This is a genomic window from Streptomyces sp. NPDC028722, assembly GCF_040637655.1.
Classification (GTDB): Bacteria; Actinomycetota; Actinomycetes; order Streptomycetales; family Streptomycetaceae; genus Streptomyces.
On sequence record NZ_JBEZWU010000003.1, the window covers coordinates 392,760 to 417,315 of the forward strand.

Here is a 24,556-nt window from a genome sequence, read left to right on the forward strand (position 1 = left end):
ACCCGTTACCCCGGAAGCGGCGGCATCTCATCCCCCATAAGAGTGACTGATTGTCGCCATGTCACTACCGGGCGCTAACCTCACACGCGTGAAGCACTCCACCACTCCACAGACGCGACGCGGCCACCGGGGCGGCCCTGCCCGCCGGATCGGCCGCACACTCGCCCTCGTCCTGCCCGTCTTCCTGGTGCTCTCCGGAACCCTCGCGGTCACCCGGGTCAACTGGACGGGGAGCCCCTCCAGTTCGGTGCTGGCCGCCTCCGACGTCTCGTCGGCCGCGGTCACCGTCAGGAAGGCCGCCGCCCAGGCGCCGCAGGACGTGCTCCGCGACCACCTGATGACCGAACTCCAGGAGAAGAACCCTGGGGTCGTCCTCATGCACCTCCAGCAGGCCGTCAACGGACATCCGGCGCTGGCCCGGCACTGCTCCTCCATCGCCCGCGCCCTCGGCAGGGCCGCGGTGGGCATCTACGGCGCCTCGCGTGCCCAGTCCTACGCCCGCCCGGTGTGTGACACGGCCTTCGCCTCCGGCGTCCTGGCCGCGCACAGCTGAGCACCGGCGGGCACCCGGCAGCGCTCCCCTCGAGCGTGTTGCCGCCCGCACCCGGCGGTGGGGCGCCACGTACAGTGCCGTCATGACCCATCCGAGCGCCGCGTCGCGCCCCACTCAAGCCGTGGTCCTGGCCGGTGGCCAGGGCTCCCGGCTGCGCCCGTACACCGACGACCGGCCCAAGCCGATGGTCGAGATCCCCGGCACGGGCACGCCGATCATCGGCCATCAGCTCACCTGGCTCGCCGAGGAAGGCGTCACGGACGTGGTCGTCTCGTGCGGCCACCTCGCCGACGTCCTGGAGAAGTGGCTGGACTCGGCCGACCTGCCCGTCTCCGTCACCACCGTCGTGGAGAGCGAGCCGCTCGGCCGCGGCGGCGGCCTGAGGTACGCGGCCGCGCGCCTCCCCCACCCCGAACGGCCCTGGTACGCCACGAACGGGGACATCTGGACGCGGTTCTCCCTGCGCGACATGGCCGACTTCCACACGGAGCGGGACGCGGTGGCCACGCTGGCGCTGGCCCGTCCGCGGATCCCCTGGGGCGCGGTGAAGACCGACGGGTTCGGGCACATCACCGACTTCATCGAGGCTCCGCCGTCGACGTTCGAGATCAACGCGGGCGTGTACGTCTTCTCCCCCGAGTTCTCCGCGATGCTTCCCGAGCGCGGGGACCACGAGCGGACCACGTTCCCGCGGCTGGCCCGGGAGAAGCGGCTCGCGGGTTTCACCATTCCGCACGGGGCCTACTGGCGGGCCATCGACACGGCCAAGGACCTCACGGAGGCCGCCAAGGAGCTGGCGGCGCTGGGACGGTAGCCGGGGGCCGGGGCGCCGGGTGCGCCGCCGGCCTCACGACCGCCTGAGCACCTGACCGACCGCACCCTGAGCCATCTGACCGGCCGCACGGAGAAGGGCCCCGTACCGTCCTCGGTACGGGGCCCTTCTCCGTGTCGCGGGTGTCAGCCCAGCAGGCCGCCCACCAGGCCCGGCTTGCCCGAGGTCGAGCTGCCGCCCGAGCCGGTCGTGCCGCCGGTCGACGTGGTGCCGCCCGTCGAGGTGGTGCCGCCTGTGCCGCCCGTGCTGGTCGGGCCCGCCGTCGTACTGGGGGCACCGCCGCCCCTGGGCGTGATCCGGCGGGGCGGGACCTGGCCGGTCGTGCCCTGCGTCTGGCTGGGCGTCGTGGTGGTGGCGCCGGTGTCGCGGCTGCTCGTACCCGGAGTCGTGGCCGCGCCGGAGGGCACCGCGCCGGCCGTGGCGCCGCCCGTGGGGGTGCTGGTGGCCGACGGGGCCTTCCGGTGCCGCTCGCCGGGCTTCTGCGGGAGCGGGGAGCCGGGGAGCTGGTTGCGGGGCGCCTCGCCGGGGCCGGGGACGACCACGCGGCTGGAGTCGCGGACCGCGCCGCCCAGCACGGAGCCGACCAGGAGGGTGAGGCCGACGCTGACGGCGGTGAGCACCGCGCCACGGCGCAGGACGTAGCGGCGCAGGTCCCAGATGTCCGCGCGGGGGCCGAGCCGGCGCCAGGCGCTGCCCGCGAGGCGGCCGTCGACGGAGTAGACGGGGGCGCCGGCGATGATCAGCGGGGACCACGCGGCGAGGTAGATGATGTCGGGCGCGTCGTAGGCGGGGACCGTCTTCCAGCTGACCGTGACGAGCAGGGCGGCGGAGAGCAGGGCGCCGAAGACGGCGGCCACGCGCTGCCAGCAGCCGAGGACGGTCAGGACGCCGACGACGACCTGGAGGAAGGCGATGACCAGGCCGGAGCCGACGGGGTGGTGCAGGGCCAGCTGGCGCAGGGGTTCGGCGACGGCCCAGGGGTGCAGGGTGTTGAGCCAGGTGACCATGGAGCCGCGCTTGCCGCCGTCGAAGTAGACGGGGTCGCAGAGCTTGCCCATGCCGGCGTAGAGCGAGATGAAGCCGAGGAAGATGCGCAGCGGGAGCAGGACGACGCCGAGGTTGAGCCGGCGGCCGGGGTAGTAGGCGTGCCGGGCCGGGTCGTCGCCGTGGCGCTTGGCGGCGCGCGAGGCGCCGCCGTCCGTGTCGTCCGGGTACGCGTCGTACGGCCCGTACCCGGTGTCGGGGTAGGTCTGCTCGTCGTAGGCGCTGGTCACCGAGCGCATGTGCGGCAGGAGGCGGGTGCCGTCGGCCTCGGCCGCGGTGCGCTGGTGGCCGACGACGGGGGTCTCGACGGTCCGGTCCAGGGTGTCGTACGTGTCGGCGTACCCGGTCTGGACGCGCGGGATGACCCGGGTGGCGCCGGCCACCGACTCGTCGGTGTGGCGGACGCTGCTGCCCCGCACGGCCTGGAGGAGCCGGTGGGCGCCGGTGTCGTCGGGGGCGGACCTGCCGCTCCACACGACGGGACGGCGGCGGCCGGTGGCGCCCGCGTGGCCCGCCGTGCCCACGGCGGGCATCCGGGACGCGTCCTGGCCGGCGCTCAGGTGCCGGGCGATCCGGGGGGATTGGCTGCGTTTCGCCGACGCGCCCAGCTGCACGCGGAAGCTGGCGTGATTGACGATGACCTGCGCCGGATCGCTCGGCACCTTCACCATGCTCAGCGCGGGAGCGTCGTCCACATGCGACGAGCGGTCCCCCGTGGGTAGGCGGGGTGTTCTGGTGTCCACACTCATCTAACCGAGTGATGTGGCGTTAGGACACTGCCTTGACACGCCCGGAAGTGTCCGGACCCCGTCAAGAGCCGCCCGTCACGCCCCGGGGGCGCCGGAATTACCCCACGGGGGCGAGCTTCCGGACGGGCGTTCGCACTCCGCTCCCGTCCGGGCTGCTCTCAGCTGCGCCTGCGGGCCGCCTCGTAGAGCACGATGCCCGCGGCCACGCCGGCGTTGAGGGACTCGGCACCACCCGGCATGGCGATGCGCACCCGGTGGTCGCACGTCTCGCCGACCAGGCGGGACAGGCCCTTGCCCTCGCTGCCGACGACGATGACGACCGGACCGCCCAGGGCCTCCAGGTCACCGACCTCCACCTCGCCGTCCGCCGCCAGACCGACCACCGTCACGCCGGCCTTCTTGTACGACTCGAGCATGCGGGTCAGGTTGGTGGCGCGGGCGACCGGTGTGCGGGCGGCCGTACCGGCGGAGGTCTTCCAGGCACCGGCGGTCATGCCGGCCGAACGGCGCTCCGGGACGATCACGCCGTGGCCGCCGAAGGCGGAGGCGGAGCGGACGACCGCACCGAGGTTGCGCGGGTCGGTCACGCCGTCGAGAGCGACGACGAGCGGGTCCTCGCCGTTGCCGGCCGCGGCGTCGAGCAGGTCGTCCGGGTGCGCGTACTCGTACGGCGGGACCTGGAGGACCATGCCCTGGTGGTTGAGGCCGTTGGTCATGCGGTCCAGCTCGGGGCGCGGGGCCTCCATCAGGTTGATGTTGCCGCGCTCGGCGGCGAGCTGGAGGGCCTCGCGGACGCGCTCGTCGTTGTCGATGAACTGCTGGACGTAGAGCGTGTTGGCGGGGACGCCCTCGCGGAGCGCCTCGAAGACCGGGTTGCGGCCGACGACCAGCTCGGAGGCGGACTTCCCGCCGCGGCCCCGGACCACGGGGCGGCGCACGGCCTGCTTCGCCTTCGCGTTGGCGACGCGGTTCTTCTTGTGGCCCTTGCGCATCTCGGCGGGCGGGGTCGGCCCCCGGCCCTCCAGGCCCTTGCGCCGCTGGCCGCCACTGCCGACCTGCGCGCCCTTCTTGCCGGACATGCGACGGTTGTTCGCGGCCATGATCTACCTGTTCTCTACGGAAGTGTGTGTACGTCTGTGCAGTGTGCCGCCCGGAAGGCCGGGCGGCACAATCGATCAAGGGCCGGGCCGGCGGTCAGCGCGGGGCCAGGCTCCAGCGGGGGCCCTGGGGGCTGTCCTCGATGACGAGGCCCGACTGGTTGAGCTGGTCGCGGATCGCGTCGGCGGTGGCCCAGTCCTTGCGGGTGCGGGCGGACTCGCGCTGGTCGAGGACGAGCCGTACGAGACTGTCGACCACGCCGTGCAGGTCCTCGCCCCGGTCGCCGCCGTCGCCCGCCCACTGCGCGTCGAGCGGGTCCAGGCCGAGGACGCCGAGCATGGCCCGCACCTCGGCGAGCCGCGCGACGGCGGCCTCCTTGTCGTCGGCGGCCAGCGCGCTGTTGCCCTGCCGGACGGTGGTGTGCACGACGGCGAGGGCCTGCGGCACGCCCAGGTCGTCGTCCATCGCCTCGGCGAAGGCGGGCGGCACCTCGGCGGCGGGCTCGACGGCTCCCCCGGCCTTCTCCACCACGCGCTGCACGAAGCCCTCGATCCGTGCGAACGCCGACTCGGCCTCGCGCAGCGACTCCTCGCTGTACTCGATCATCGAGCGGTAGTGGGGGGTGCCCAGGTAGTACCGCAGCACGATGGGGCGCCACTGCTTGACCATCTCGCTGACCAGGACGCTGTTGCCGAGCGACTTGGACATCTTGTCGCCGGCCATGGTGACCCAGGCGTTGTGCACCCAGTACCGGGCGAACTCGTCGCCGTAGGCCTTGGCCTGGGCGATCTCGTTCTCGTGGTGCGGGAAGATCAGGTCCAGGCCGCCGCCGTGGATGTCGAACGCGCTGCCCAGGTACTTGTGGGCCATCGCCGAGCACTCCAGGTGCCAGCCGGGGCGGCCGGGGCCCCACGGGGTCGGCCAGGTCGGCTCGCCCGGCTTGGCGGACTTCCACATCGCGAAGTCGCGCGGGTCACGCTTGCCGGTCTCGCCCTCGCCGGACGGCTGGAGCAGGTTGTCCAGCTCCTGCCGGGACAGCTCCAGGTACGACGGGAAGGACCGTACGTCGAAGTAGACGTTGCCGTCGGCCTCGTAGGCGTGCCCGCGCTCGATGAGGCGCTGCATCATCTCGACCATCTCCGGCACGTGGCCGGTGGCGCGCGGTTCGTACGCCGGCGGCAGGCACCCGAGGGCGGTGTAGCCGTCGTTGAAGGCGCGCTCGTTCTCGTACCCGATCGACCACCACGGGCGGTTCTGCTCGTGGCTCTTGGCGATGATCTTGTCGTCGATGTCGGTGACGTTCCGGACGAACGTCACCTCGTAGCCGCGGTACTCGAACCAGCGGCGCATGATGTCGAAGTTCAGGCCCGAACGGATGTGGCCGATGTGGGGGGCCGCCTGCACGGTGGCGCCACAGAGGTAGATCGAGACGCAACCCGGCTGGAGCGGGGCGAAGTCACGGATCTGCCGGGCGCTGGTGTCGTACAGGCGAATAGTCACCACTCCAGGGTAGTGGGCGCCGGACAGTGCCATGCGCCCACCGCCGGGAACGCCGCGGGTCACGACATGCCGACGACCTTCCGCGGCCGGATCCGTACGACGACCCGCTCGGCGTCGTGGGCCGAGGCCGGGTTGAAGTCGGCGTAGTCCTTGCCGGTGTACTTGCGGCTCAGCTCGTCGATGAGCTGCTGCCCGCCCTCGGTGGTCATCTCGGCGACGCCGCGGATCTCGGCGTACTCGTAGGGCTGCTCGGGATTCATGACGACGACGGACACCCGGGGGTCGCGCTCCAGGTTGCGGTACTTGCGGCGGTCGGTCGTCGTGGAGAAGAGGACGTCGTCACCGTCGCGCTTCACCCATACCGGCGACATCTGCGGGCTGCCGTCGGGCTGGAGGGTGCCGACGACGATGAACACGGTGCCGTCGAGCAGGGACTTCACACGGTCGGACAGGGCAGCGGACACGGGTACCTCCACACAAAGCCGTCAGCGGTGACTCTCCGGGTACCCTCGCACGCTCTCAGCTCACCCGCACCACGAGTGCCGTGGCCACCGCCATCAGCCCCTCCCCGCGGCCCGGGAAGCCGAGCCCGTCGGTGGTGGCGCCGGAGACGGAGACGGGAGCGCCGGCCGCCGCGGAGAGGATCTTCTCCGCCTCGTCCCGGCGCTTGCCGATCTTCGGGCGGGGGCCGACCACCTGGACGGCGACGTTGCCGACGGCGAAACCCGCCTCGCGCACGATCCGGGCGGCCTCGGTGAGCAGGGTGACCCCGGACGCGCCGGACCACTCGGGCCGGCCGGTGCCGAAGTGCTGCCCCAGGTCACCGAGCCCGACGGCCGAGAACAGCGCGTTGCACGCGGCGTGCGCGACGACGTCGGCGTCGGAGTGCCCGGCCAGCCCGGGGCCCTCGCCCTCCCAGCGCAGGCCCGCGCACCACAGCTCGCGGCCCTCCTCGAAGGCGTGGATGTCGGTGCCGACACCGACCCGGGGCAGCACCGGCAGCGGCTGGGGGCCGGTTGCCTCAGAAGCCATCGTTGAGCCTCCTGCGCGCGAGGACCGCCTCGGCGAGGACGAGGTCGAGGGGGCGGGTGACCTTGAAGGCCTCCTCGTGTCCGGGGACGGCGACGACCGTCAGGCCCAGCTGTTCCACCATGCTCGCGTCGTCGGTGACGTCGCCGGTGACGTCCTCGTGGGCGCGGACCAGGGCGGCCCGGTCGAAGCCCTGGGGCGTCTGGACGGCGCGCAGCCGGTCCCGGCGGGGCGTGGCCACGACCGGTTCCGGGTCGCCGGCGACGGCCGCGGGCTCGACCTCCTTGACGGTGTCGGCCAGCGGGAGCGCGGGGACCACGGCGGGCGCGCCGTCGCGCACGGCCTCGATGACCCCGTCGACCGTGTCGACCGGGACCAGCGGGCGGGCCGCGTCGTGGACGAGGACGACGCCGTACTCGGGCGGCAGGGCGTCCAGGCCGAGCCGCACCGACTCCTGCCGGGACTCGCCGCCGGACACGACGAGGAAGTCGGTCCGCTCGGGCAGGGCGTGCGCGTCGAGCAGGGACTTGACCTCGGCGGTGCCGTCCGGCGGGGCCACGACGATGACGAGGGAGACATGGCGGGACGCGGCGAGGGCGCGGACCGCGTGGATGAGCATCGGCGTGCCGTTCAGCGCGCGGAGTGCCTTGGGGGCGCCCGGACCGAGGCGGACACCCCGGCCGGCGGCGGGAATCACGGCGGCGACGGGGCTCTGCGCGGGCGTGGGGCGCGATTCGTCAGACATCGGTTCCTGTCAGGTTTGTGTGCTCGACCTACGTGGGTATGGCCTGGGGAGTGCCGGGCGCGACGCCTTGACCGGACCCTTTCCGTGACCCCCGGTCGAGCCGATCGGCCCGGGCCCGGCACGACGCGTACGGGGGGCTTTTCCCGAGGTGCCCGGCAGGCGTTCCGGCGTGCCGTCCGGCCGTCGGGGATCTTCCGGGGTTCTTCCGGGGACGAACATGCCGCAGCGCCCGGCGACAGGGTAAGTGTCATCGGGCACCGCGGCATTTACTGTGCTGGGCGTGCCGGAAGCGAGGGTTCGCTGCCGCTGCGCGTCAGGAGGCGAGTACCTCGTCGAGCAGGGCCTCGGCCTTGTCCTCGTTCGTGTTCTCCGCGAGGGCCAGCTCGCTCACCAGGATCTGGCGGGCCTTGGCGAGCATGCGCTTCTCACCGGCGGAGAGTCCGCGCTCGCGCTCACGACGCCACAGGTCACGCACGACTTCCGCGACCTTGATGACATCGCCGGAGGCGAGCTTCTCCAGGTTTGCCTTGTAACGACGCGACCAGTTCGTGGGCTCCTCGGCATACGGCGCGCGCAGCACCTCGAAGACCCGGTCCAGCCCGTCCTGACCGACCACATCACGCACGCCGACGAACTCCGCATTGTCCGCTGGCACACGTACCGTCAGGTCACCCTGGGCGACCTTCAGCACCAAGTAGGTCTTGTCCACGCCTTTGATCTGACGAGTTTCGATAGCCTCGATCAGCGCGGCCCCGTGATGGGGATAGACCACGGTGTCGCCAACCTTGAACGTCATGTGACAGGTACCCCTTCCGTGGCTATCCAGGGTAACACGGATACGGCGGCTTCTGAATGGCGTTTTCGCAGGTCAGGGCATATCTCGGGGCTTGACAACAGCAACCGGAACGTGCTGCGGAGCGCCCGCGGAAGCGGGTATTCGCAGGTCGGAGGGGCTCTGCGGGCAGGCTGAAACGAGTACGTCACACACCCGGGCAGGTCACCCCGAGTGGCTGAACGTCCTGATATGTCCGGTCCCAAGCGTACGACTCCCGCTACTCCGTTCGGTGTCCACCGGCGGATGTGAGCCGAATCCGAAATTGATCAACGGCCGCCGGAGCGGCGCTCCGTGATCAATATCGGGGTCGATGCGGAATCCTTCACGAAAATCTCGCGAGTGGTGCCGCGAGGATGTCGCGTGTCTCGCCGCGGACCTCTCGCCGTTCTCGCCGCGGACCTCTCGCCGTTTCCCGCGAGCCGCTCGCCGCCGCGTTATGTGAATGGCAGACGAGCGGTCCCGCCAATGGGACGAGGGTGTCGCTCGCGCACCCGTGGGGTACCCCCACCCGGAGGGAAGGCCACTGCTTGGGGGAGGGTCGGGTGCGGTCGTCCGGGAACGGCTCGGTAACCTGAGCCCGCTGACAGACCCTTAGGGCGGCTTTATCAGGGGAGCCGCCCGCGCGTTCAAGGAGTTGCCGCCGCCGTGAGCAGCAGCCTTCGACGCGGCGCCCTCGCCGCCTCCGCCATCGCCTTCTCGATCGCCTCGCTCGCCGCCTGCGGCGCCGGAAACAACGCCCAGACGCTGGAGATCCAGCCGGACAACGCGGCCACCCACGTGGGCGACATCAAGATCCAGAACGCCGTGGTCATCACCCAGCCCGACCTGAAGGCGACGGGCCCCGCGGTGATCTCCGCGAACCTGTTCAACAACGGCAGGACCGACCAGACCCTCCAGTCGGTCACCGTGGCGGGCAGCGGCGCGTCCGCCCAGCTGAAGGCCGCCAAGGGGCAGAGCCTGACCGTCCCGGCCGGCGGCTCGCTGATCCTCGGCGGCAAGGGCAACGCCTCCGCGGTGCTGCCCAGCGGCCGTGAGGCCGTCAAGGACGGCGACGCCCAGACGATCACCTTCACCTTCAGCAAGACCGGCAAGGTGAGCCTGCGCGCCTTCGTCGTCCCGGCCGCCAGCTACTTCGGCCAGTGGGGCCCGTCCCAGATCCCGTCCGCCCCCGCGTCCGCCCCCGGCGCCCCGGGCGCCACGGCCTCCGGCAGCACGACCGCCACCCCGAGCGGCAAGCCGGGCAAGGGCGACGGGGCGAGCTCGTCGTCCAGCGCCTCCGCCGCGGCCGTCACCCCGAGCGACTCGGCCTCGCAGTCGACCGCCGGTCACTGAAGCCCGTACGGCGAAGGGCGGCACCCCGCGCGGGGTGCCGCCCTTCGCCGTACTCACGTGCCGCGCCCTGCGGCCCGACGGCCTACGGCTCGAACTTGTAGCCCAGTCCGCGCACCGTCACCAGGTAGCGGGGCGCGCCCGGGTCCGGCTCGATCTTGGCGCGCAGCCGCTTGACGTGGACGTCGAGGGTCTTGGTGTCGCCCACGTAGTCGGCGCCCCAGACCCGGTCGATGAGCTGCATGCGGGTCAGGACCCGGCCGGCGTTGCGCAGGAGCATCTCCAGCAGGTCGAACTCCTTCAGCGGGAGGTCGACCTTGGAGCCGCTGACGGTCACCACGTGCCGGTCCACGTCCATGCGGACCGGGCCCGCCTCCAGCGCGGCCGGGGTGACCTCCTCCGGCTCGCCGCGGCGGCGCAGCACCGCGCGGATACGGGCCACCAGCTCGCGCGAGGAGAAGGGCTTGGTGACGTAGTCGTCGGCCCCTATCTCCAGACCGACGACCTTGTCGATCTCGCTGTCCTTGGCGGTCACCATGATCACGGGGACGTTGGAACGGCCGCGCAGCTGGCGGCAGACCTCGGTGCCGGGCAGCCCCGGCAGCATCAGGTCGAGGAGGACCAGGTCGGCGCCGTTGCGCTCGAACTCGTCCAGTCCGTCGGGACCGGTCGCCGCCACGGCGACCTCGAAGCCCTCCTTGCGCAGCATGTAGGACAGAGCGTCGGAGAAGGACTCCTCGTCCTCGACGACGAGCACTCGGGTCACGGAAGGACCTCCGGGGCGGGAAGCGGTGCGTACGGGGATGAGTCGGGGCCGGCCTCGTCGTCGAGGTCGGGGTGCTGCTGTGCGCGGTCGCGGGCCGCGGCCGCCTCCGGCAGCCTGATGGTGAAGGTGGAGCCCTGGCCTTCGGCGCTCCACACCGTGACCTCCCCGTCGTGCGAGGCGACCACGTGCTTGACGATAGCGAGACCCAGACCGGTGCCGCCGGTCGCCCGCGAGCGGGCCGGGTCGACGCGGTAGAAGCGCTCGAAGATGCGCTCCCTGTCCTTGTCGGAGATGCCGATGCCCTGGTCGGTGACGGCGATCTCGATCATGTCACCGCCGGGCGAGGCGATCTGCCGGGCGGCGATGCCGACGCGGGTGCGGGCCGGCGAGTAGTTGACGGCGTTCTCCACCAGGTTGCCCAGGGCGGCGGCCAGCTGGCCGCGGTTGCCCCAGACGCGCAGGTCGTCGGCGCCTCCGGCGGCCATGGTGATCTGCTTCGTTCCGGCCTGGTGGCGGCAGCGGTCGACGGCCTCGGCGACCAGCTCGTCCACCCGGACCGGCTCGGCGTCCTCGAGCGGATCGTCGTTCTGCACCCTCGACAGGTCGATCAGCTCCTGCACCAGGTTGGTCAGCCGGGTCGCCTCTATCTGCATCCGGCCGGCGAAGCGCTGGACGGCCTCCGGGTCGTCGGACGCGTCCATCACCGCCTCGGAGAGCAGGGACAGCGCACCGACCGGCGTCTTCAGCTCATGGCTGACGTTCGCCACGAAGTCTCGTCGCACCGCCTCGATCCTGCGGGCCTCCGTCAGGTCCTCGACCAGCAGCAGGACCAGGCGCGAACCGAGCGGCGCCACCCGCGCGGAGACCGCGAGGGCCTCGCCGCGTCCGGTGCCGCGCCGGGGCAGGTCCAGTTCGACCTGCCGTATCTCGCCGTCCCGCCGGGTGTCCCGCGCCATCTGGAGCATCGGCTCCACGGCGAGCTTGCCGCCGCGCACCAGCCCGAGGGCGTACGCGGCCGAGCTGGCCTTGACCACGGCGTCCGCCTCGTCGAGGACGACGGCGGAGGAGCGCAGCACCGACAGCACGGTGTCCACGCCGGGTGGCAGTACGGCATCGGTGTGCAGAGATGTCCTGGTCGGCCGCTTCTGGTCGCGTTCACTCCAGCGGAACGCCAGCATGGCGATGACACCGGTGAGTACCCCGGCGATCGCTGCCGCTGCGGCGACCGCCGCGTTCACGTCCATGCCTTTAGGTTAGGCATGGGGTACGACATGCCCACAGCCACGAAGGTGCGACCTCGAACACTCGTCGCCCAGAGTTCACCTAGGGGCCGGTGGTGGTTCATTTGGGGTGGCGGAAACGGACGCGTACGGGACGGAACGTGGGAGCGTGGGGTTCGCACCGCCGGTTTCGCCACGGGGCGCGTGGTGTCACATCCCCCGTAGACCCCCCAAGCACACGTACGAGAGGGAACCCTGATGCGGGACGCGTACCACGAGGAACTGGACTCGATCGGCGACGGACTGGTGGAGATGGCCCGGCTGGTCGGATCGGCGATCGGACGCGCCACGACCGCCATCCTCGATGCCGACCTCAAACTGGCCGAGAGCGTGATCGAGGCCGACCAGAAGGTCGACGAACTCCAGCACGACCTGGAGGCCCGGGCGATAGCCCTGCTGGCCCGGCAGCAGCCGGTCGCCACGGATCTGCGCATCGTCGTCACGTCGCTGCGCATGTCCGCCGACCTGGAGCGCTCCGGTGACCTCGCCCAGCACGTGGCGAAGCTGGCCCGGCTGCGCTTCCCGCAGCGGGCCGTCCCGCAGGACCTGCACGCCACGATCCTGGAGATGGGCCAGCTCGCGCAGCGGCTGATGGCCAAGGCGGCCGAGGTGATCATCACGAAGGACGTCGACCTCGCGCTCCAGCTGGAGCAGGACGACGACGAGATGGACCTGCTGCACCGCACGCTGTTCCAGCACCTGATCGACGAGCGCTGGAAGCACGGCATCGAGACGGCCGTGGACGTCACCCTGCTGGGCCGCTACTACGAGCGCTACGCCGACCACGCCGTCGCCGTCGCCAAGAGGGTCGTCTACCTCGTCACGGGCGAACACGCGGACGCCCTCCAGGCGGATGTCCAGCCGGTGACGGGGGTGGACGGCGCGTAGCCCTGCCGGGGGGCGGGGGATCTCGGGGGTGGCTCGGGGGCTGGTCGGCAGCGGCCCGAGGGCTGGCCGGGGTCACGGGGCCCGGTTCCCGGATCCCGGCCGCCGGGGGGCGGTCGGGGTCATGGGTTGCCCGGGCTCGGCGGGCGGCCGGCCGGGGATCCGCGGGTCGCCCGGTGGGGGCCTGCGGGATGCCGGGTGGGGGGCCTGCCGACTGTGGCGGCTGCCGGGCCGAGTTGCCTGCGGTGCCGGGGGAAGGGGGCCTGCGGGGTGCCGGTTACGCGGTCGGGGGGCCTGCCGGCTGCCGGGCCGAGGGGGCTCGTGGGTTGCCGGATTGCGGCCGAGGGGGCTCGCGGGATGGCGGTCGCGCGGCCGAGGGGGCTTGTCGTCCGTCCGGTCGGGCGCGGGGCGCCTCCGTGCGCCGTTGATGCGCCCGGCGGAACGGGCATGGAATGGGCGAGGGCACCCCTGCCCCAGCGTCTAGGAGGGACCCATGGCCGAATCCCCCGGCACCACCCCCGATCCCACTCAGGAGCGCGAGACCGACCAGCCCGCCGAGATCAGCAGCCTTCCGCTGTTCGGCGCGTGCGGCTGCGGATCGGGATGCGGCTGCGGATGCCAGTCGGGCAACCCCTGCCAGTGCGGCTGAACGAACCCCGGGCCGGTGTGGACTCGCTTCACACCGGCCTTCGCCGGTCCGGCGGCCTCCGTCACGCCAGCCCCAGGATCACGCGAACGCACTCTTCCACGCGTCGCATCTCGCTCGGGGCGAGGAGGCCGAGACACCTCCGGAGTCTCGGTCTGTCCACCGTGTGCAGGTCGGTGCAGTTCACGTAGGAGTCGTCGTACCTGGTCACCCCGCAGTCCCCGCCGACCGGTACGTGGGTGGAGGTGGGGCCGGGCATTCCGGTGATCACGGCGACGGCCAGCGCCGACAGCGGTTCGGCGACACGGTTGACCGTGAGCACGACCACCGGATGCGGGCCGATGGGGCTGGGCAGGGCGCAACCCCACACTTCGCCCCGCGGAGCGGAGCCGATGGTCACCATTCGGTCTGGTCCGCCGCCGCCAGTTCGTCCGCTGTCGCGGGCGGGACGCCCTCGGGAGCTGGTGCCTGGGCGCCCTAGTAGAAGTCACGGATCTCCTGAGCGGCGGCGACCTCGGTCGCCTCGCGGGAGAACAACCGGAGCCCTTCACGCAAGGCATCGGAGAGCGAGTGCAGATCGAGGGTTCGCATCACCTGCTGGAGATCCGCCAGCTCGTCCGGACGCAGCCGCACCTGCGCCACGCTGGTCGCGTTGCCGCCGCCCTGCTTGGGCCTCTGAGTGGGCGTGGCAGAGCTAGAAATCAAAGATTCGGCCGCTCAGCTGAAAGGGAATACCTGCGCGAATGTGACTCATGGCAAGTGGCGCCATCGGTACGATCTGGTGTCGGCTGGAAAGAAGCCGTCCAGAACGTTGACCATTCAAGTGGCTCGGTGGCGAAGGGGGATGTCCGTCGCGATGAGGGTTGATCTCCCTCGGGTGGGCCTTATTCCGGGCACACACGGGCCCGGAGTAGTGCCGCATCAGGGCCGGAAGGGGAGACAGTGAGTTTTCGGGGTGCCCGGGTCGCGTCGTTCGCGGTGCCACTCGGGCTTGGATTGTTGCTTGGCCTGGTAGGGCCTACCGCTGAGCATGGGGGCGGCCGTCCAGGTGCGGCCGTGGGCGCCGTCTTCACCGGTGGGTGGCCGTGGGCCTGTTACGCGTTTCTGGTGGGTTATTTCCGCCGGTCTAAAACCGAATCGGTTGTCCTCGCGCCTCTGGGGCTGGCTATCGGTGTCATGACCTACTACCTGACCAAGGAAAATCTGGCCTCCCTGGGTGGACTGGATTCATCAGGTGCGGGATCATCCGGAATTGCCCTCTGGGGTGTACTGGCAATATTCTTCGGAGCACCCCTTGGGCTCCTGGGGAACCTCGCACAGGTGCCGGGCATCGGCGGCCTGTTCTTCCGGCTGCTTGTTCCCCTGGTAGCTTTTTATGAGACTTCCATGCGCCTGAAGACGGAGTCGCGCGGGCCGAGTCAGGTTGTTCTGGGCACCTGGACCACCGTTCGGTTCACGGCTGTCGCCGTTGCGGTCGCTCTGGTGGGCCACACGGTCTGGGGTTGGTGGAGGTCTCACCGTATTCGTTCCACCGGGGCGGGCGTTGGCTAGTGAGGTGTTTCAGCTTGGCCACTGATCGAGCGACGACGTAACCGTCCGTAACGGACAAGGCGGCGGTCGCTGCGGGGCCGTCCAGCACCTGATGACCCAGAGACGGCCCAAAGCAGCAACAAGCCCCCTACTCGCGGAGAACCCGCAGGTAGGGGGCTTGATCGTGCGGGCCTACTTCTTCTTGCCCTGGTTCTTGACCGCTTCGATCGCCGCCGCCGCCGCGTCGGGGTCGAGGTAGGTGCCGCCCGGGGTGATCGGGTGGAAGTCGGCGTCCAGTTCGTAGGAGAGCGGGATGCCCGTCGGGATGTTGAGGCCCGCGATGTCGCTGTCGGAGATGCCGTCCAGGTGCTTGACCAGGGCGCGGAGCGAGTTGCCGTGGGCGGCGACCAGGACCGTGCGGCCGGTCAGGAGGTCGGGGACGATGGCGTCGTACCAGTAGGGGAGCATGCGGGAGACGACGTCCTTCAGGCACTCCGTGCGGGGGCGCAGCTCCGGGGGGATCGTCGCGTAGCGCGCGTCGTGGGCCTGGGAGAACTCGGAGTCGTCCGACAGCGGGGGCGGCGGGGTGTCGTACGAACGGCGCCAGAGCATGAACTGCTCCTCGCCGAACTCGGCCAGCGTGGCCGCCTTGTCCTTGCCCTGGAGGGCGCCGTAGTGGCGTTCGTTCAGGCGCCACGAGCGGTGGACGGGGATCCAGTGGCGGTCCGCGGCCTCCAGCGCGAGCTGGGCCGTGCGGATGGCGCGCTTCTGGAGGGACGTGTGGACCACGTCGGGCAGCAGGCCGGCGTCCTTGAGCAGCTCACCGCCGCGGACCGCCTCCTTCTCGCCCTTCTCGTTGAGGTTGACGTCCACCCAGCCGGTGAACAGGTTCTTCGCGTTCCACTCGCTCTCGCCGTGGCGGAGGAGGATCAGCTTGTACGGTGCGTCGGCCATGGCCTTCAGCCTACCTAAGGGGTTTCGGGGCCGCGCCGCCCGCCGAGGGGGTGGCACGGGCCACCAGGCCGGGGGCCGGGGTCGTCGCGGGCCTCTTCTGCACGTTCCGGTTAATTCTTCTACAACCTTTCGCCATATCTGACTGTCTTGTTGTCGTCAGGAAGGCCGGGGCCGAGGAAGAGGAGTCCAGAACGTGACCGTGCGTTCCTTTGCGCGGCGGATGCGTCCGCGGGTCGAGCGGAAGGCCGCCGAGCGGGTGTGGCAGCTGCGTACCATGCGGCGGCGCCGCAGGGCGGCGGTCACGGATCCGGTGCTGCGCCCGGTGGCCGTGCGCGGCCAGCAGCTCTACGGCCGGGTCGTGGACCGGTTCCGCGCGGCCGAGGCGGCCGGCTCCAACCTCGGTCTGGTGGTGGCGGCGCTGGAGCAGGAAGGTATCTCCTACTTCCTGGTGCCGTCGTCGTCCCGGATCCGTCACACGGTCGCCGTGAACGTCGTGGACCGGGAGCGGTTCCTCGCCGCCCTGGAGGCGCGGAACGCCGACACGGCCGTGTTCATCGGCCGCCCCCTGCCGGGCGGTCAGCTCAAGCACCCCGCGCTGTTCCTCGACGGCGCGCTGCCGGCCCCGCTGCGCACGGCGCCCGTGCTACGGATCGGGGAGAACCACCTCGGGCCGGCCGGGCAGCTGCTGGCCGGGCCGGAGCTGGCCTGTGACGTGGAGTTCTGGGAGGACGGCGGGGAGCTGCTCGCGTCCGCCGACGGGCCCCGGCGACTGGCCAAGGTGCAGCCGCAGGCGTCGGCCGGCGTCTTCGCCGAGTCGCTGGTCACGCCCCGGAACAACGGGATCACGGACGTGCTGCCGGCCGCCGAGCAGACGCCGGTCACCGTCCGGGTCGGTGACCGGGAGCTGCCGAGTTTCGCCCCGCTCGCCCTGCCGACCGTGAACCAGGTGACGTTCCCCGTCGACGTCGTCTACACGTGGGTGGACGGCGAGGAGCCGGCGATGCGGGCCAAGCGGGCCCGCCACCAGGACCACGGCATCGCCGAGATCCTGGACAAGGAGACCAACGCCTCCCGCTACACCAGCCACGACGAGCTGAAGTACTCGCTGCGCTCGCTCGCCATGTACGCCGACTTCGTGCGGCACATCTACCTCGTGACCGACGGCCAGAAGCCGCACTGGCTCGACGACAGCGCCCCCGGGATCACGGTCGTCGACCACCGCGACATCTTTCCCGCGGACGTCCTGCCCGTCTTCAACTCGCACGCGATCGAGACCCGGCTGCACCACATACCGGGCCTGTCCGACCACTACCTGTACTTCAACGACGACGTCTTCGTCGGCCGCCGGGTCACCCCCGAGCACTTCTTCTTCGGCAGCGGCCTGATGAAGATCCCGGTCTCCCCGCTCAAGATCGGCGTCGGCGAGCCGCACGCCGAGGAGACGGCGACCAACTCCGCCAGCAAGAACGTACGGCGGCTGCTGCTGGAGGCGTTCGGCCGGCTGACGACGAACAACTTCATGCACACCCCGCTGCCGCAGCAGCGCGCGACGCTCCAGGAGCTGGAGGACCTGTTCCCCGAGGACATCCGCCGCACCACCGCGTCCCGGTTCCGTTCGCCGCAGGACATCGCCGTGACGGCGCCGCTGCTCTACCAGTACGCGCTGATGACGGGCCGCGGCGTGCCCGGCAAGTTCAGCTACCGGTACGTGAACATCAGCCGCCCGGACGCCGAGCGGCGCCTGGCCGACCTGCGGCGCAACCGCCGGTTCGACTTCTTCTGCCTCAACGACGTCGACGTGCCGCCGGAGGAGCGGGAGCAGGTCAGCGTGCGGATGCACGAGTTCCTGGAGCACTACTTCCCCTTCCCCAGCCCCTTCGAGAAGCGGGAGACGGCGCCCGCGACACCGCGGACGGCCCCCTCGGTCCCCGCGACGCGGCAGTCGGCTGCCCCGGTCCCCGCTCCGGCCTCCTTCGAGACGCAGAGCTGACGGGCCGCGGCCATGGACATCCGTCACCGTTTCGCGGCGCGGCCGAGGGGGCTGCGGACCGTCCGTGACCTCCTGTCGCGGCTGCGGCTGTGGCTGTCGGCCCGGCTCTGGGCGCTGCGCGCGGCCCCGGCCCGCCGGCGGCTGCGGGCGGATGTCCCGGGGCTGCGCCGGATCACGTGCGGACCGGCGCGGCTGTACGGGCGTACGGTCGCCGCCTACACCGCCGCGGACGCCGCCGCGGCCGACCTGGAGCAGGTGTGCGCCCTGCTGGAGGCGGCCGGCGTCCCCTACTTCCTGGTCCCCGCCGAGCAGGGACCCGGTACGCCGCGACAGGTGATCGGGGTGGAGGAGTCCCACCGTGGCGCGGTCCTCGCCCAGGCCGCGCGGCACCTGGCCCCTACGGCCAGGTACGTCGGTGCGGTCGGGCCGGACGGCGCCGTGACGGGCGCGGTGCTGTGGGCCGACGGCCGGCTGCCCCGGGCGCTGCGGCGGGCGCCGGTGCTGCGTACCGGTGTGGTGCGCCTCGGCCCGGGCGGGCAGGTGCTCACCGGGCTGGAGACGGGCTGCGAGCTGGAGTTCTGGCGGTACGGCCGGGAGCTGGGCGGGGATCCCGGGTATCTCACCGTGCCCGGCAGCAGGCTGGCCGACGACTTCGGTCCGGCGCTGGTCGCACCGCGCCGCAACGCCGTGTCCGAGGTGCTGCCGGACACGGCACGGCAGCCCGCGACGGTGACCGCGGGCCTGGACGCGACCGTGAGCACGGCCGGGGCGCGGCGCGGTGTGCCGACGTTCGCGGCGTTCGCCGAGCCGGGCATCGACGAGGTGTGCTTCCCCGTCGACGTCGTGTACACGTGGGTCGACGGGGACGACCCGGCCATGGCCGTGAAGCGCCGCGCGCACCAGGTGCTCTCCGACAACGCCATCGCCGCCCGCGAGACCGGCGCGTCCCGTTACACCAGCCATGACGAACTGCGGTACGCGCTGCGCTCGCTGGAGATGTACGCCGGTTTCGTCCGGCACGTCTACCTGGTGACCGACGCCCAGATCCCGTCCTGGCTGGACCCGGAGGCGGCGGGCCTGACCGTCGTCGACCACCGGGACATCCTTCCGGCCGACGCGCTGCCCGTCTTCAACTCGCACGCGATCGAGAGCCGGCTGCACCGCATACCCGGCCTGTCCGAGCACTACCTGTACTTCAACGACGACGTCTTCATCAACCGCCCGGTGGGTGCGGGGCACTTCTTCCACGGCAACGGCATCGCCCGCATCCCGCTGTCTCCGCTGAAGCTGGGCGCCGGAGCCCCGCATCCGCTGGAGCCGGCGCCGAACTCCGCGGGGAAGAACGCCCGCGAGGTGATCCGGCGCTTCCACGGCCGGTACGTCACGCAGAAGTCGCTGCACACCCCGCACCCCCAACTTTTGTCGGTCATGCGGGAGATGGAGGGGCTCGGCATCGAGGAGCTGGAGCGGACGTCGTACTCCCGGTTCCGTTCCACCGCCGACGTGGCTCCGGCGTCGACGCTGCACCACCACTGGGCGATCGCGACCGGCCGGGCGGTCCCGGCCGACTACCGCTTCCGGTACGTGCAGCTGGGCACGCCGGACATGCGGCGCCGCCTGGCCCGCCTGGCGGCCGGTGAGGACGTCGACTTCTTCTGCCTCAACGACGTGGACACCGACCCGGCGGACCGGGCGGCGGCCCGGGCGGCCATCGGGGCGTTCCTGGAGCGGAAGTTCCCCTTCCCGAGCCGCTTCGAGCGGACGGAGCGGGGCGGGCCGTGTCCGGTCGGACCACCCCGGGAGGCCACCCGGAGCGGCGCGGTCGGGGGACGTACGGACCGGACGGACCGTGTGGGGCGTACGGGACGCACGGGGCTCGGTCGCGGGGCTCGTACGGCGCGAGGTGCCCACGGTGCGCACGGTGAGGCCCCGGCGGCGGGAGCGGCGGCGACGGTGCGGGCGGCAGCAGCGGCGCCGGCGCGTCCGGTCCGCCCCGCGAACTGACGCCGGACGCGTCCCGCGAACCGGGCGGGGCACGCCCCCCACGCCCGAGCAGCTTCCTCCTCCCTCCTCCTAAACCGCTGGCGCTCCCGTGAGCCGCTTCGGTAAGGTGCGCATGCCAGTCGGGCCACTTACTCATGCGGGGGATCGCGAATGTCACCAACCGGTCTGAGACGTGCTGCCCGGGAGTCCGTCTCCGGGCTGCCCCGCGCCTTCTGGTGGCTGTGGATCAGCACGCTCGTCAACCGGCTCGGCGGGTTCGTCGCCACGTTCATGGCCCTCTACCTCACCCTGGACCGCGGCTACTCCGCCTCGTACGCCGGTCTCGTCGCCTCCCTGCACGGGCTCGGCGGGGTCGTCTCCTCGCTGGGCGGCGGGGTGATGGCCGACCGGCTCGGCAGGCGGCCCACGATGCTCATCGCCCAGACCGCCACCGCCGCATCCGTCGCCCTGCTCGGTTTCGTGACCGGCCCGGTCGCCATCGCCGGCGTCGCCTTCCTCGTCGGCATGGCCTCCAACGCCTCCCGGCCGGCCGCGCAGACGATGATGGCCGACATCGTCCGCCCCGAGGACCGGGTGCGCGCGTTCTCCCTCAACTACTGGGCCATCAACCTGGGTTTCGCCGTCTCCTCGATGGCCGCCGGGTTCATCGCCGAGGTCAGCTATCTCGCCGGGTTCCTGATCGAGGCCGGGATGACCCTGGCCTGCGCGATCGTCGTCTTCGCCCGGGTGGCGGAGTCCCGGCCCGCGGCCCCGGCCCGGCAGGCGGGGGCGGCGGACGTCGGCCTGCGCACGGTGCTGCGGGACGGGCGGTACATGGCCGTCGTCGGGCTGTCCTTCCTCGTCGCCCTGTCTTCCAGCAGGGGTCGGTCGGGCTGCCGGTGGCGATGGGCCGGGCCGGGTTCTCGCCCGCCGACTACGGCAGCGCCCTGGCCGTCAACGGCATCCTGGTCGTGGTTCTCCAGATCCCCGTCACCCGCTTCATCGAACACCGCGACCCGCGCACCCTCCTGGTCGCCTCCTCGCTGCTCGCCGGGTACGGCTTCGGGCTCACCGTCTTCGCCGGTTCGGTTGGCGCCTTCATGCTGACCGTGTGCGTATGGACCCTGGCCGAGATCGTCAACGCCCCCACCCAGACCGGCCTCGTCGTCCGCCTCTCCCCCGTCCACGGCCGCGGCCGCTACCAGGGCGTGTACACCCTCTCCTGGTCCGTCGCCGCCCTGGTCGCCCCGCTCATGTCCGGCACGGTCATCGACCGCCTCGGCGCGCAGTGGCTGTGGGGCATGTGCGCGGTGGTCGGCACGGCGGCCGGGGTCGGGTACGCAGTGGTGATGCGACGCCTGCCGGCGGAACGCCCGGCACCGGGCGGCATGCGGACCGACACGGAGGCGGAGGTCCGTACGGCCTGAGAGAGCCGAGCCGCAGCACATGTGACGCGCGCCACACTGGCCCCTGTCACATCCCGCCCGGCGTGGCCGTCAATGAGGTGCAAGCCACCTCGACCACGTAGGAGCAGATCATGGAAGCTCGGCTCGACCTTCTCGACAACCCGCTGGCCGGGAAGCTGTTCAAGCACTTCAACGCGGCGGGCCGGGTGATCGGGGATTCCGCGTTGCCGGCCGCCACGCAGGAGCTGGTGAAGATCCGGGCCAGCCAGATCAACGGGTGCGCGTTCTGCACGGACATGCACACCAAGGACGCCGACGCGGCCGGGGAGAGCGCCACCCGGCTGCACATGGTCGCGGTCTGGCGAGAGGCGAAGGTGTTCACCGAGGCGGAGCGGGCCGCGCTGGAGCTGGCCGAGCAGGGCACCCGGATCGCCGACGCGGCCGGCGGCGTCACGGACGAGGCCTGGGCGAACGCGGCCAAGCACTACGACGAGGACCAGCTCGCCGCACTGATCGCGCTGATCGCCCTGATCAACGCCTACAACCGCGTCAACGTCATCGTGCGGCAGCCGGCCGGTGACTACGTGCCCGGCATGTTCGGCTGAGGGCGGCAGCGGAGTCACGGGTGCATGCGCGCGCCCTTCAGCACCTTGTCGACGCCGTTGCGCGGGCCGTACACCGCCAGCCCGACCAGATCCAGGCCGGCGGTGGACACGGCCCGCACCGCCGCCCGGTTGTCGTGGTCGTTGCCCGTGGCGAACAGGTCGGCCGTGAACACCGCCCGGGGCAGGGCGCGGCTCAGCGCCCTGCCGTGGGCCGCCCGCAGGGTCTCCCCACGGCGGGGTCCAGTGCTCATGGGACGAGACTGCCGACCGCCGTACGCCCTCGTCTTGTACGTTCTTTGCATGGCCGTCCGGCAGGAAGTCACCGCGTGGCGCCCCCGTGTCCCGGGGGTCACCGAGGTCTTCCACGCCCACTTCACCGAGTACGCCTATCCGATGCACGTCCACGACGCCTGGACGCTGCTCATCGTGGACGACGGGGCCGTACGGTACGACCTCGACCGGCAGGAGCACGGCACCCCGCACGACACCGTGTCACTGCTGCCGCCGCACGTGCCGCACAACGGTTCGCCGGCCACGCCGGGCGGGTTCCGCAAGCGGGTCGTCTACCTCGACAGCAGCCGGCTCGGGGACGAGTTCATCGGTGCGGCCGTCGACGGGCCGGACCTGCGGGATCCCGTACTGCGGCTGCGGGTCGGGCAGTTGCACGCCGCTCTCGCCCGGCCCGGGGACGAACTGGAGGCGGAGAGCCGGCTGACCCTCGTCGGGGAGCGGTTGCGGGACCATCTGCGGCATCGGGCGGACGAGCCACGCCGGCACCGTGACCCGGTACTCGCGCGCCGGCTGCGGGAGTTGCTGGACGCCCGGGTCGTCGACGGCATCCCGCTGGCGGAGGCGGCGCGGCTGCTGCACGCCCATCCGGCCCATCTGGTGCGGGCGTTCAGCGGTGCGTACGGCATCCCCCCGCACCAGTACCTGATGTCCCGCCGGGTCGGCCTGGCCCGCCGGCTGCTGCTGGACGGGCTGGCGCCCGGTGAGGTCGCGCCGGTGACCGGGTTCCACGACCAGGCCCATCTCACCCGGCACTTCAGGCGGCTGGTCGGAGTCACGCCCGGGCGCTACCGCAACGCGCGTTGAGCCTCGTACAGGTTGCGCGGGCGTACGGCGTCCGTCGTGCCGTACAGCTCCAGGCGGGAGTGCGGGTCGCCGGTGAAGTCGGGGACGTCGGTCTGGTCGAACTCGCGGACCTCGTTCAGTCCGACGGTCGCCGACCAGGGGGCCAGACCGTCGATCCTCACCAGGCCGGCGCGGCCGTTGGTGACCCGGATGTTCCAGTGGGTGAAGCGGGCGCCGAACAGGGGTCCGGCGCTGGCGTCCCCGCCGTGGCGGCCGTTGTTGTTCACGGTGATGTCGGTGCGGACGTTGGCGAAGGGCAGGCCGCGGTGGCTGTCGAAGGTGCCCATCCGCATGTCGCCGCGCGACCAGACGTTGTGGGAGGACAGGCCCTCGACGTTGATGCCGTGCAGTTGGGTGTCCGGGGGTGCGGGAACCGTCCGTTCCTCGATGGTGAAGTCCTCGATCAGGTTGTCGTGAGAACCCTCGCGGCAGAAGTACGGGTGGTGCGCGCCGCGGCCGGCGACCCGGGTGCGGCGCAGGGTGCAGGCGGAGGCGGCGACCAGGCCGAAGCCGTTGTCGACGTGCCGGACGGTGACGTCGTCCACCCAGCAGTCGTAGGCGCACTGGAGCACGACGCCGTTGTAGCCCTTGTCGAGGAGATGCGGTGACTGCGGGGTCTGCACGGCCTCCAGGGTCAGGCCCTCGACGCCGGAGCCGGTCAGTTCGGGGACGTGTGTGGTCAGCCGGGGGTCCCACTCGGGGCGGAGGTCCAGCGGGAGGGGGCGTTCGAGGGTGACGCGGCGGCCGTGGACGCGGGTGATGCGGACGGGCCATTCGTAGGGGACGTAGGACGTCAGTTTCGTCTTGTCGTCCCAGGAGTACGACGCCGGGCCGGGGCCGCCGCCCGCCATGTGCTGGAGGAGCGTGTGGGCGGCGTCATCGGCCAGGCGGAGGAGGACGAGCCGGCCGGGGCGCAGCGCCCGGGCGTCGGCGACCGTGACCGTCCAGGAGCCCTGGCGTGCCGGTGCGACGGGGGTGAGGGTGGTCCACTCGTCGCGCGTGTTGCCGGTCCAGCCCTCGAAGGGCCAGGCCCGGGCCCTGATGGCCGCGGTCAGGGACTGCCAACGGGCTTCGGGGGCGAGCCAGACGAGACCGCCCGCCCAGGACCAGGAGGACTTGTCGCCGCCGTAGCGGGAGCCGTAGACGCCGATCAGTTCGGTGAGGTTCCGCGTCGCGTACAGGGTCGTCCGGCCGCTGCCCGCGCCGCGCAGGACGACGCCGGAGTGAGCGATGCGGATGACGTCGTCGACGCGGTAGGTGCCGGGCGGGACGGTGACCGTGCCGCCGCCGGCCCTCGCGGCGGCGGCGAGGGCGCGGTTGATCGCGGGGGCGCAGTCCGTGGTGCCGTCGGCCACCGCGCCGAAGGCGGTGACGTCGGCGACGACCCGGGGACGGGGGAGGCGGGTGGCTCCGGCGCGGCAGCCGGACCGGCCGACGTAGGGGATCTGCGGGTGGGTGAACGGGGTGCGCCGGAACTCGTGCCAGAGCGGCGGGACTTCGGCCGCGTGGGCGGTGCCGGCCGCGGCGCCCAGGGCCACGGCGGTGGCGCCGGCGAGGAGGGTCCTTCTGGTGAGGTGTGCGTCGCCGGTCATGTCCGCCCGCTCCTTCTCGTTCATAGGGATGAACTATGTTCAGGAATACGTTGGCGGTGAGCATGCCACCG

General features: G+C 71.8%; 23 protein-coding genes and 2 pseudogenes. 11 read left to right on the forward strand and 14 right to left on the reverse strand.

The features are described 5' to 3' along the window. Positions 1-88 precede the first annotated feature (88 nt). Both AB0F03_RS07070 and AB0F03_RS07075 read left to right on the forward strand, forming a co-directional pair. A complete protein-coding gene (locus AB0F03_RS07070) occupies positions 89-553 on the forward strand; it encodes a hypothetical protein (RefSeq protein ID WP_361987312.1) in 465 nt (154 codons plus the stop codon). An 82-nt stretch (positions 554-635) separates the two neighbouring features. Continuing rightward, entirely contained in the window at positions 636-1,367 is a 732-nt protein-coding gene (locus AB0F03_RS07075; protein WP_121788140.1) for a nucleotidyltransferase family protein, read from the forward strand. Positions 1,368-1,510: 143 nt separating this feature from the next. Here AB0F03_RS07075 and AB0F03_RS07080 read toward each other — a convergent pair whose 3' ends face one another. The 7 genes from AB0F03_RS07080 to AB0F03_RS07110 all read right to left on the reverse strand — a co-directional run bounded on the left by AB0F03_RS07080 (position 1,511) and on the right by AB0F03_RS07110 (position 8,346). After that, positions 1,511-3,178 carry a DoxX family membrane protein gene (locus AB0F03_RS07080; RefSeq protein WP_361987314.1) on the reverse strand — a complete coding sequence of 556 codons (1,668 nt, stop codon included), beginning with the start codon at positions 3,176-3,178 and terminating at the stop codon, positions 1,511-1,513. Between the two features lie 158 nt (positions 3,179-3,336). Continuing rightward, on the reverse strand, positions 3,337-4,278 hold the full coding sequence (rlmB, locus tag AB0F03_RS07085; RefSeq protein ID WP_361987316.1) for a 23S rRNA (guanosine(2251)-2'-O)-methyltransferase RlmB: 942 nt from the start codon (positions 4,276-4,278) through the stop codon (positions 3,337-3,339). 94 nt (positions 4,279-4,372) lie between these two features. Further along, on the reverse strand, positions 4,373-5,776 hold the full coding sequence (cysS, locus tag AB0F03_RS07090; RefSeq protein WP_361987318.1) for a cysteine--tRNA ligase: 1,404 nt from the start codon (positions 5,774-5,776) through the stop codon (positions 4,373-4,375). A gap of 59 nt (positions 5,777-5,835) precedes the next feature. After that, positions 5,836-6,240, reverse strand: a complete 405-nt coding sequence (locus AB0F03_RS07095) for a PPOX class F420-dependent oxidoreductase (RefSeq protein ID WP_361987320.1) — start codon at positions 6,238-6,240, stop codon at positions 5,836-5,838. Between the two features lie 55 nt (positions 6,241-6,295). Then, positions 6,296-6,808, reverse strand: a complete 513-nt coding sequence (gene ispF / locus AB0F03_RS07100) for a 2-C-methyl-D-erythritol 2,4-cyclodiphosphate synthase (protein WP_361987322.1) — start codon at positions 6,806-6,808, stop codon at positions 6,296-6,298. After that, a complete protein-coding gene (gene ispD / locus AB0F03_RS07105) occupies positions 6,798-7,550 on the reverse strand; it encodes a 2-C-methyl-D-erythritol 4-phosphate cytidylyltransferase (protein WP_361987324.1) in 753 nt (250 codons plus the stop codon). The genes ispF and ispD overlap by 11 nt, the downstream gene beginning before the upstream one ends. A gap of 313 nt (positions 7,551-7,863) precedes the next feature. Further along, a complete protein-coding gene (locus AB0F03_RS07110) occupies positions 7,864-8,346 on the reverse strand; it encodes a CarD family transcriptional regulator (RefSeq protein WP_003953493.1) in 483 nt (160 codons plus the stop codon). Positions 8,347-9,030: 684 nt separating this feature from the next. Between AB0F03_RS07110 and AB0F03_RS07115 the strand changes: the two genes are divergently transcribed. After that, complete coding sequence (locus AB0F03_RS07115; protein ID WP_361987326.1) at positions 9,031-9,717, forward strand: DUF461 domain-containing protein; 687 nt, start codon at positions 9,031-9,033, stop codon at positions 9,715-9,717. A gap of 82 nt (positions 9,718-9,799) precedes the next feature. Here the strand turns inward: AB0F03_RS07115 and AB0F03_RS07120 are convergent, their stop codons facing one another. After that, on the reverse strand, positions 9,800-10,480 hold the full coding sequence (locus AB0F03_RS07120) for a response regulator transcription factor (RefSeq protein ID WP_010358452.1): 681 nt from the start codon (positions 10,478-10,480) through the stop codon (positions 9,800-9,802). Next, a complete protein-coding gene (locus AB0F03_RS07125) occupies positions 10,477-11,724 on the reverse strand; it encodes an ATP-binding protein (RefSeq protein WP_361987328.1) in 1,248 nt (415 codons plus the stop codon). The genes AB0F03_RS07120 and AB0F03_RS07125 overlap by 4 nt, the downstream gene beginning before the upstream one ends. A 234-nt stretch (positions 11,725-11,958) precedes the next feature. Here AB0F03_RS07125 and phoU point away from each other — a divergent pair, with 234 nt between their 5' ends. Both phoU and AB0F03_RS07135 read left to right on the forward strand, forming a co-directional pair. Then, positions 11,959-12,648 carry a phosphate signaling complex protein PhoU gene (phoU, locus tag AB0F03_RS07130; protein ID WP_361987330.1) on the forward strand — a complete coding sequence of 230 codons (690 nt, stop codon included), beginning with the start codon at positions 11,959-11,961 and terminating at the stop codon, positions 12,646-12,648. A gap of 490 nt (positions 12,649-13,138) precedes the next feature. Continuing rightward, on the forward strand, positions 13,139-13,294 hold the full coding sequence (locus tag AB0F03_RS07135) for a hypothetical protein (RefSeq protein WP_361987332.1): 156 nt from the start codon (positions 13,139-13,141) through the stop codon (positions 13,292-13,294). Positions 13,295-13,355: 61 nt separating this feature from the next. Here AB0F03_RS07135 and AB0F03_RS07140 read toward each other — a convergent pair whose 3' ends face one another. Both AB0F03_RS07140 and AB0F03_RS07145 read right to left on the reverse strand, forming a co-directional pair. After that, a complete protein-coding gene (locus AB0F03_RS07140; protein ID WP_361987334.1) occupies positions 13,356-13,694 on the reverse strand; it encodes a type II toxin-antitoxin system PemK/MazF family toxin in 339 nt (112 codons plus the stop codon). A gap of 74 nt (positions 13,695-13,768) precedes the next feature. Further along, positions 13,769-13,924, reverse strand: coding sequence for a hypothetical protein (locus AB0F03_RS07145; RefSeq protein ID WP_361987336.1), 156 nt, complete (start codon positions 13,922-13,924; stop codon positions 13,769-13,771). A 423-nt stretch (positions 13,925-14,347) separates the two neighbouring features. On the opposite strand from AB0F03_RS07145, the gene AB0F03_RS07150 reads away from it, so the two are divergent. Beyond that, positions 14,348-14,842 carry a hypothetical protein gene (locus tag AB0F03_RS07150; RefSeq protein ID WP_361987338.1) on the forward strand — a complete coding sequence of 165 codons (495 nt, stop codon included), beginning with the start codon at positions 14,348-14,350 and terminating at the stop codon, positions 14,840-14,842. A 171-nt stretch (positions 14,843-15,013) separates the two neighbouring features. Here AB0F03_RS07150 and AB0F03_RS07155 read toward each other — a convergent pair whose 3' ends face one another. Further along, positions 15,014-15,775 (reverse strand): phosphoglyceromutase, encoded by a 762-nt coding sequence (locus AB0F03_RS07155; protein WP_361987340.1) that lies wholly within the window; start codon positions 15,773-15,775, stop codon positions 15,014-15,016. Between the two features lie 193 nt (positions 15,776-15,968). Between AB0F03_RS07155 and AB0F03_RS07160 the strand changes: the two genes are divergently transcribed. The 4 genes and pseudogenes from AB0F03_RS07160 to AB0F03_RS07175 all read left to right on the forward strand — a co-directional run bounded on the left by AB0F03_RS07160 (position 15,969) and on the right by AB0F03_RS07175 (position 21,759). Beyond that, positions 15,969-17,765: a stealth family protein gene (locus AB0F03_RS07160; protein ID WP_361987342.1), complete on the forward strand. Its 1,797-nt coding sequence runs from the start codon at positions 15,969-15,971 to the stop codon at positions 17,763-17,765. A 12-nt stretch (positions 17,766-17,777) separates the two neighbouring features. After that, on the forward strand, positions 17,778-19,769 hold the full coding sequence (locus tag AB0F03_RS07165) for a stealth family protein (RefSeq protein ID WP_361987344.1): 1,992 nt from the start codon (positions 17,778-17,780) through the stop codon (positions 19,767-19,769). 150 nt (positions 19,770-19,919) lie between these two features. Further along, positions 19,920-21,175, forward strand: a pseudogene (locus AB0F03_RS07170) (MFS transporter). Between the two features lie 110 nt (positions 21,176-21,285). After that, positions 21,286-21,759: a carboxymuconolactone decarboxylase family protein gene (locus tag AB0F03_RS07175; protein ID WP_361987346.1), complete on the forward strand. Its 474-nt coding sequence runs from the start codon at positions 21,286-21,288 to the stop codon at positions 21,757-21,759. 14 nt (positions 21,760-21,773) lie between these two features. Here the strand turns inward: AB0F03_RS07175 and AB0F03_RS07180 are convergent. Next, positions 21,774-21,986 (reverse strand): annotated as a pseudogene (locus AB0F03_RS07180) (DUF2000 family protein); the annotation flags it as partial. Between the two features lie 73 nt (positions 21,987-22,059). Here AB0F03_RS07180 and AB0F03_RS07185 point away from each other — a divergent pair. Then, positions 22,060-22,854: an AraC family transcriptional regulator gene (locus AB0F03_RS07185; protein WP_361987348.1), complete on the forward strand. Its 795-nt coding sequence runs from the start codon at positions 22,060-22,062 to the stop codon at positions 22,852-22,854. On the opposite strand, the gene AB0F03_RS07190 is transcribed toward AB0F03_RS07185, so the two are convergent. Next, positions 22,836-24,485: a glycosyl hydrolase family 28-related protein gene (locus AB0F03_RS07190; RefSeq protein ID WP_361987350.1), complete on the reverse strand. Its 1,650-nt coding sequence runs from the start codon at positions 24,483-24,485 to the stop codon at positions 22,836-22,838. The two genes, AB0F03_RS07185 and AB0F03_RS07190, sit on opposite strands and share 19 nt — an antisense overlap. Between the last annotated feature and the right edge of the window lie 71 nt (positions 24,486-24,556).

What these genes read in the sequence shown, in the direction of transcription:
- AB0F03_RS07155 (WP_361987340.1), bottom strand. Translation starts at nt 15,775, where the DNA reads ATGGCCGACGCACCGTACAAGCTGATCCTCCTCCGCCACGGCGAGAGC.
- rlmB (WP_361987316.1), bottom strand. Translation starts at nt 4,278, where the DNA reads ATGGCCGCGAACAACCGTCGCATGTCCGGCAAGAAGGGCGCGCAGGTC.
- phoU (WP_361987330.1), top strand. Translation starts at nt 11,959, where the DNA reads ATGCGGGACGCGTACCACGAGGAACTGGACTCGATCGGCGACGGACTG.
- AB0F03_RS07110 (WP_003953493.1), bottom strand. Translation starts at nt 8,346, where the DNA reads ATGACGTTCAAGGTTGGCGACACCGTGGTCTATCCCCATCACGGGGCC.
- AB0F03_RS07190 (WP_361987350.1), bottom strand. Translation starts at nt 24,485, where the DNA reads ATGACCGGCGACGCACACCTCACCAGAAGGACCCTCCTCGCCGGCGCC.
- AB0F03_RS07135 (WP_361987332.1), top strand. Translation starts at nt 13,139, where the DNA reads ATGGCCGAATCCCCCGGCACCACCCCCGATCCCACTCAGGAGCGCGAG.
- AB0F03_RS07075 (WP_121788140.1), top strand. Translation starts at nt 636, where the DNA reads ATGACCCATCCGAGCGCCGCGTCGCGCCCCACTCAAGCCGTGGTCCTG.
- AB0F03_RS07140 (WP_361987334.1), bottom strand. Translation starts at nt 13,694, where the DNA reads ATGGTGACCATCGGCTCCGCTCCGCGGGGCGAAGTGTGGGGTTGCGCC.
- AB0F03_RS07165 (WP_361987344.1), top strand. Translation starts at nt 17,778, where the DNA reads ATGGACATCCGTCACCGTTTCGCGGCGCGGCCGAGGGGGCTGCGGACC.
- AB0F03_RS07080 (WP_361987314.1), bottom strand. Translation starts at nt 3,178, where the DNA reads ATGAGTGTGGACACCAGAACACCCCGCCTACCCACGGGGGACCGCTCG.
- ispF (WP_361987322.1), bottom strand. Translation starts at nt 6,808, where the DNA reads ATGGCTTCTGAGGCAACCGGCCCCCAGCCGCTGCCGGTGCTGCCCCGG.
- AB0F03_RS07125 (WP_361987328.1), bottom strand. Translation starts at nt 11,724, where the DNA reads ATGGACGTGAACGCGGCGGTCGCCGCAGCGGCAGCGATCGCCGGGGTA.
- ispD (WP_361987324.1), bottom strand. Translation starts at nt 7,550, where the DNA reads ATGTCTGACGAATCGCGCCCCACGCCCGCGCAGAGCCCCGTCGCCGCC.
- AB0F03_RS07185 (WP_361987348.1), top strand. Translation starts at nt 22,060, where the DNA reads ATGGCCGTCCGGCAGGAAGTCACCGCGTGGCGCCCCCGTGTCCCGGGG.
- AB0F03_RS07175 (WP_361987346.1), top strand. Translation starts at nt 21,286, where the DNA reads ATGGAAGCTCGGCTCGACCTTCTCGACAACCCGCTGGCCGGGAAGCTG.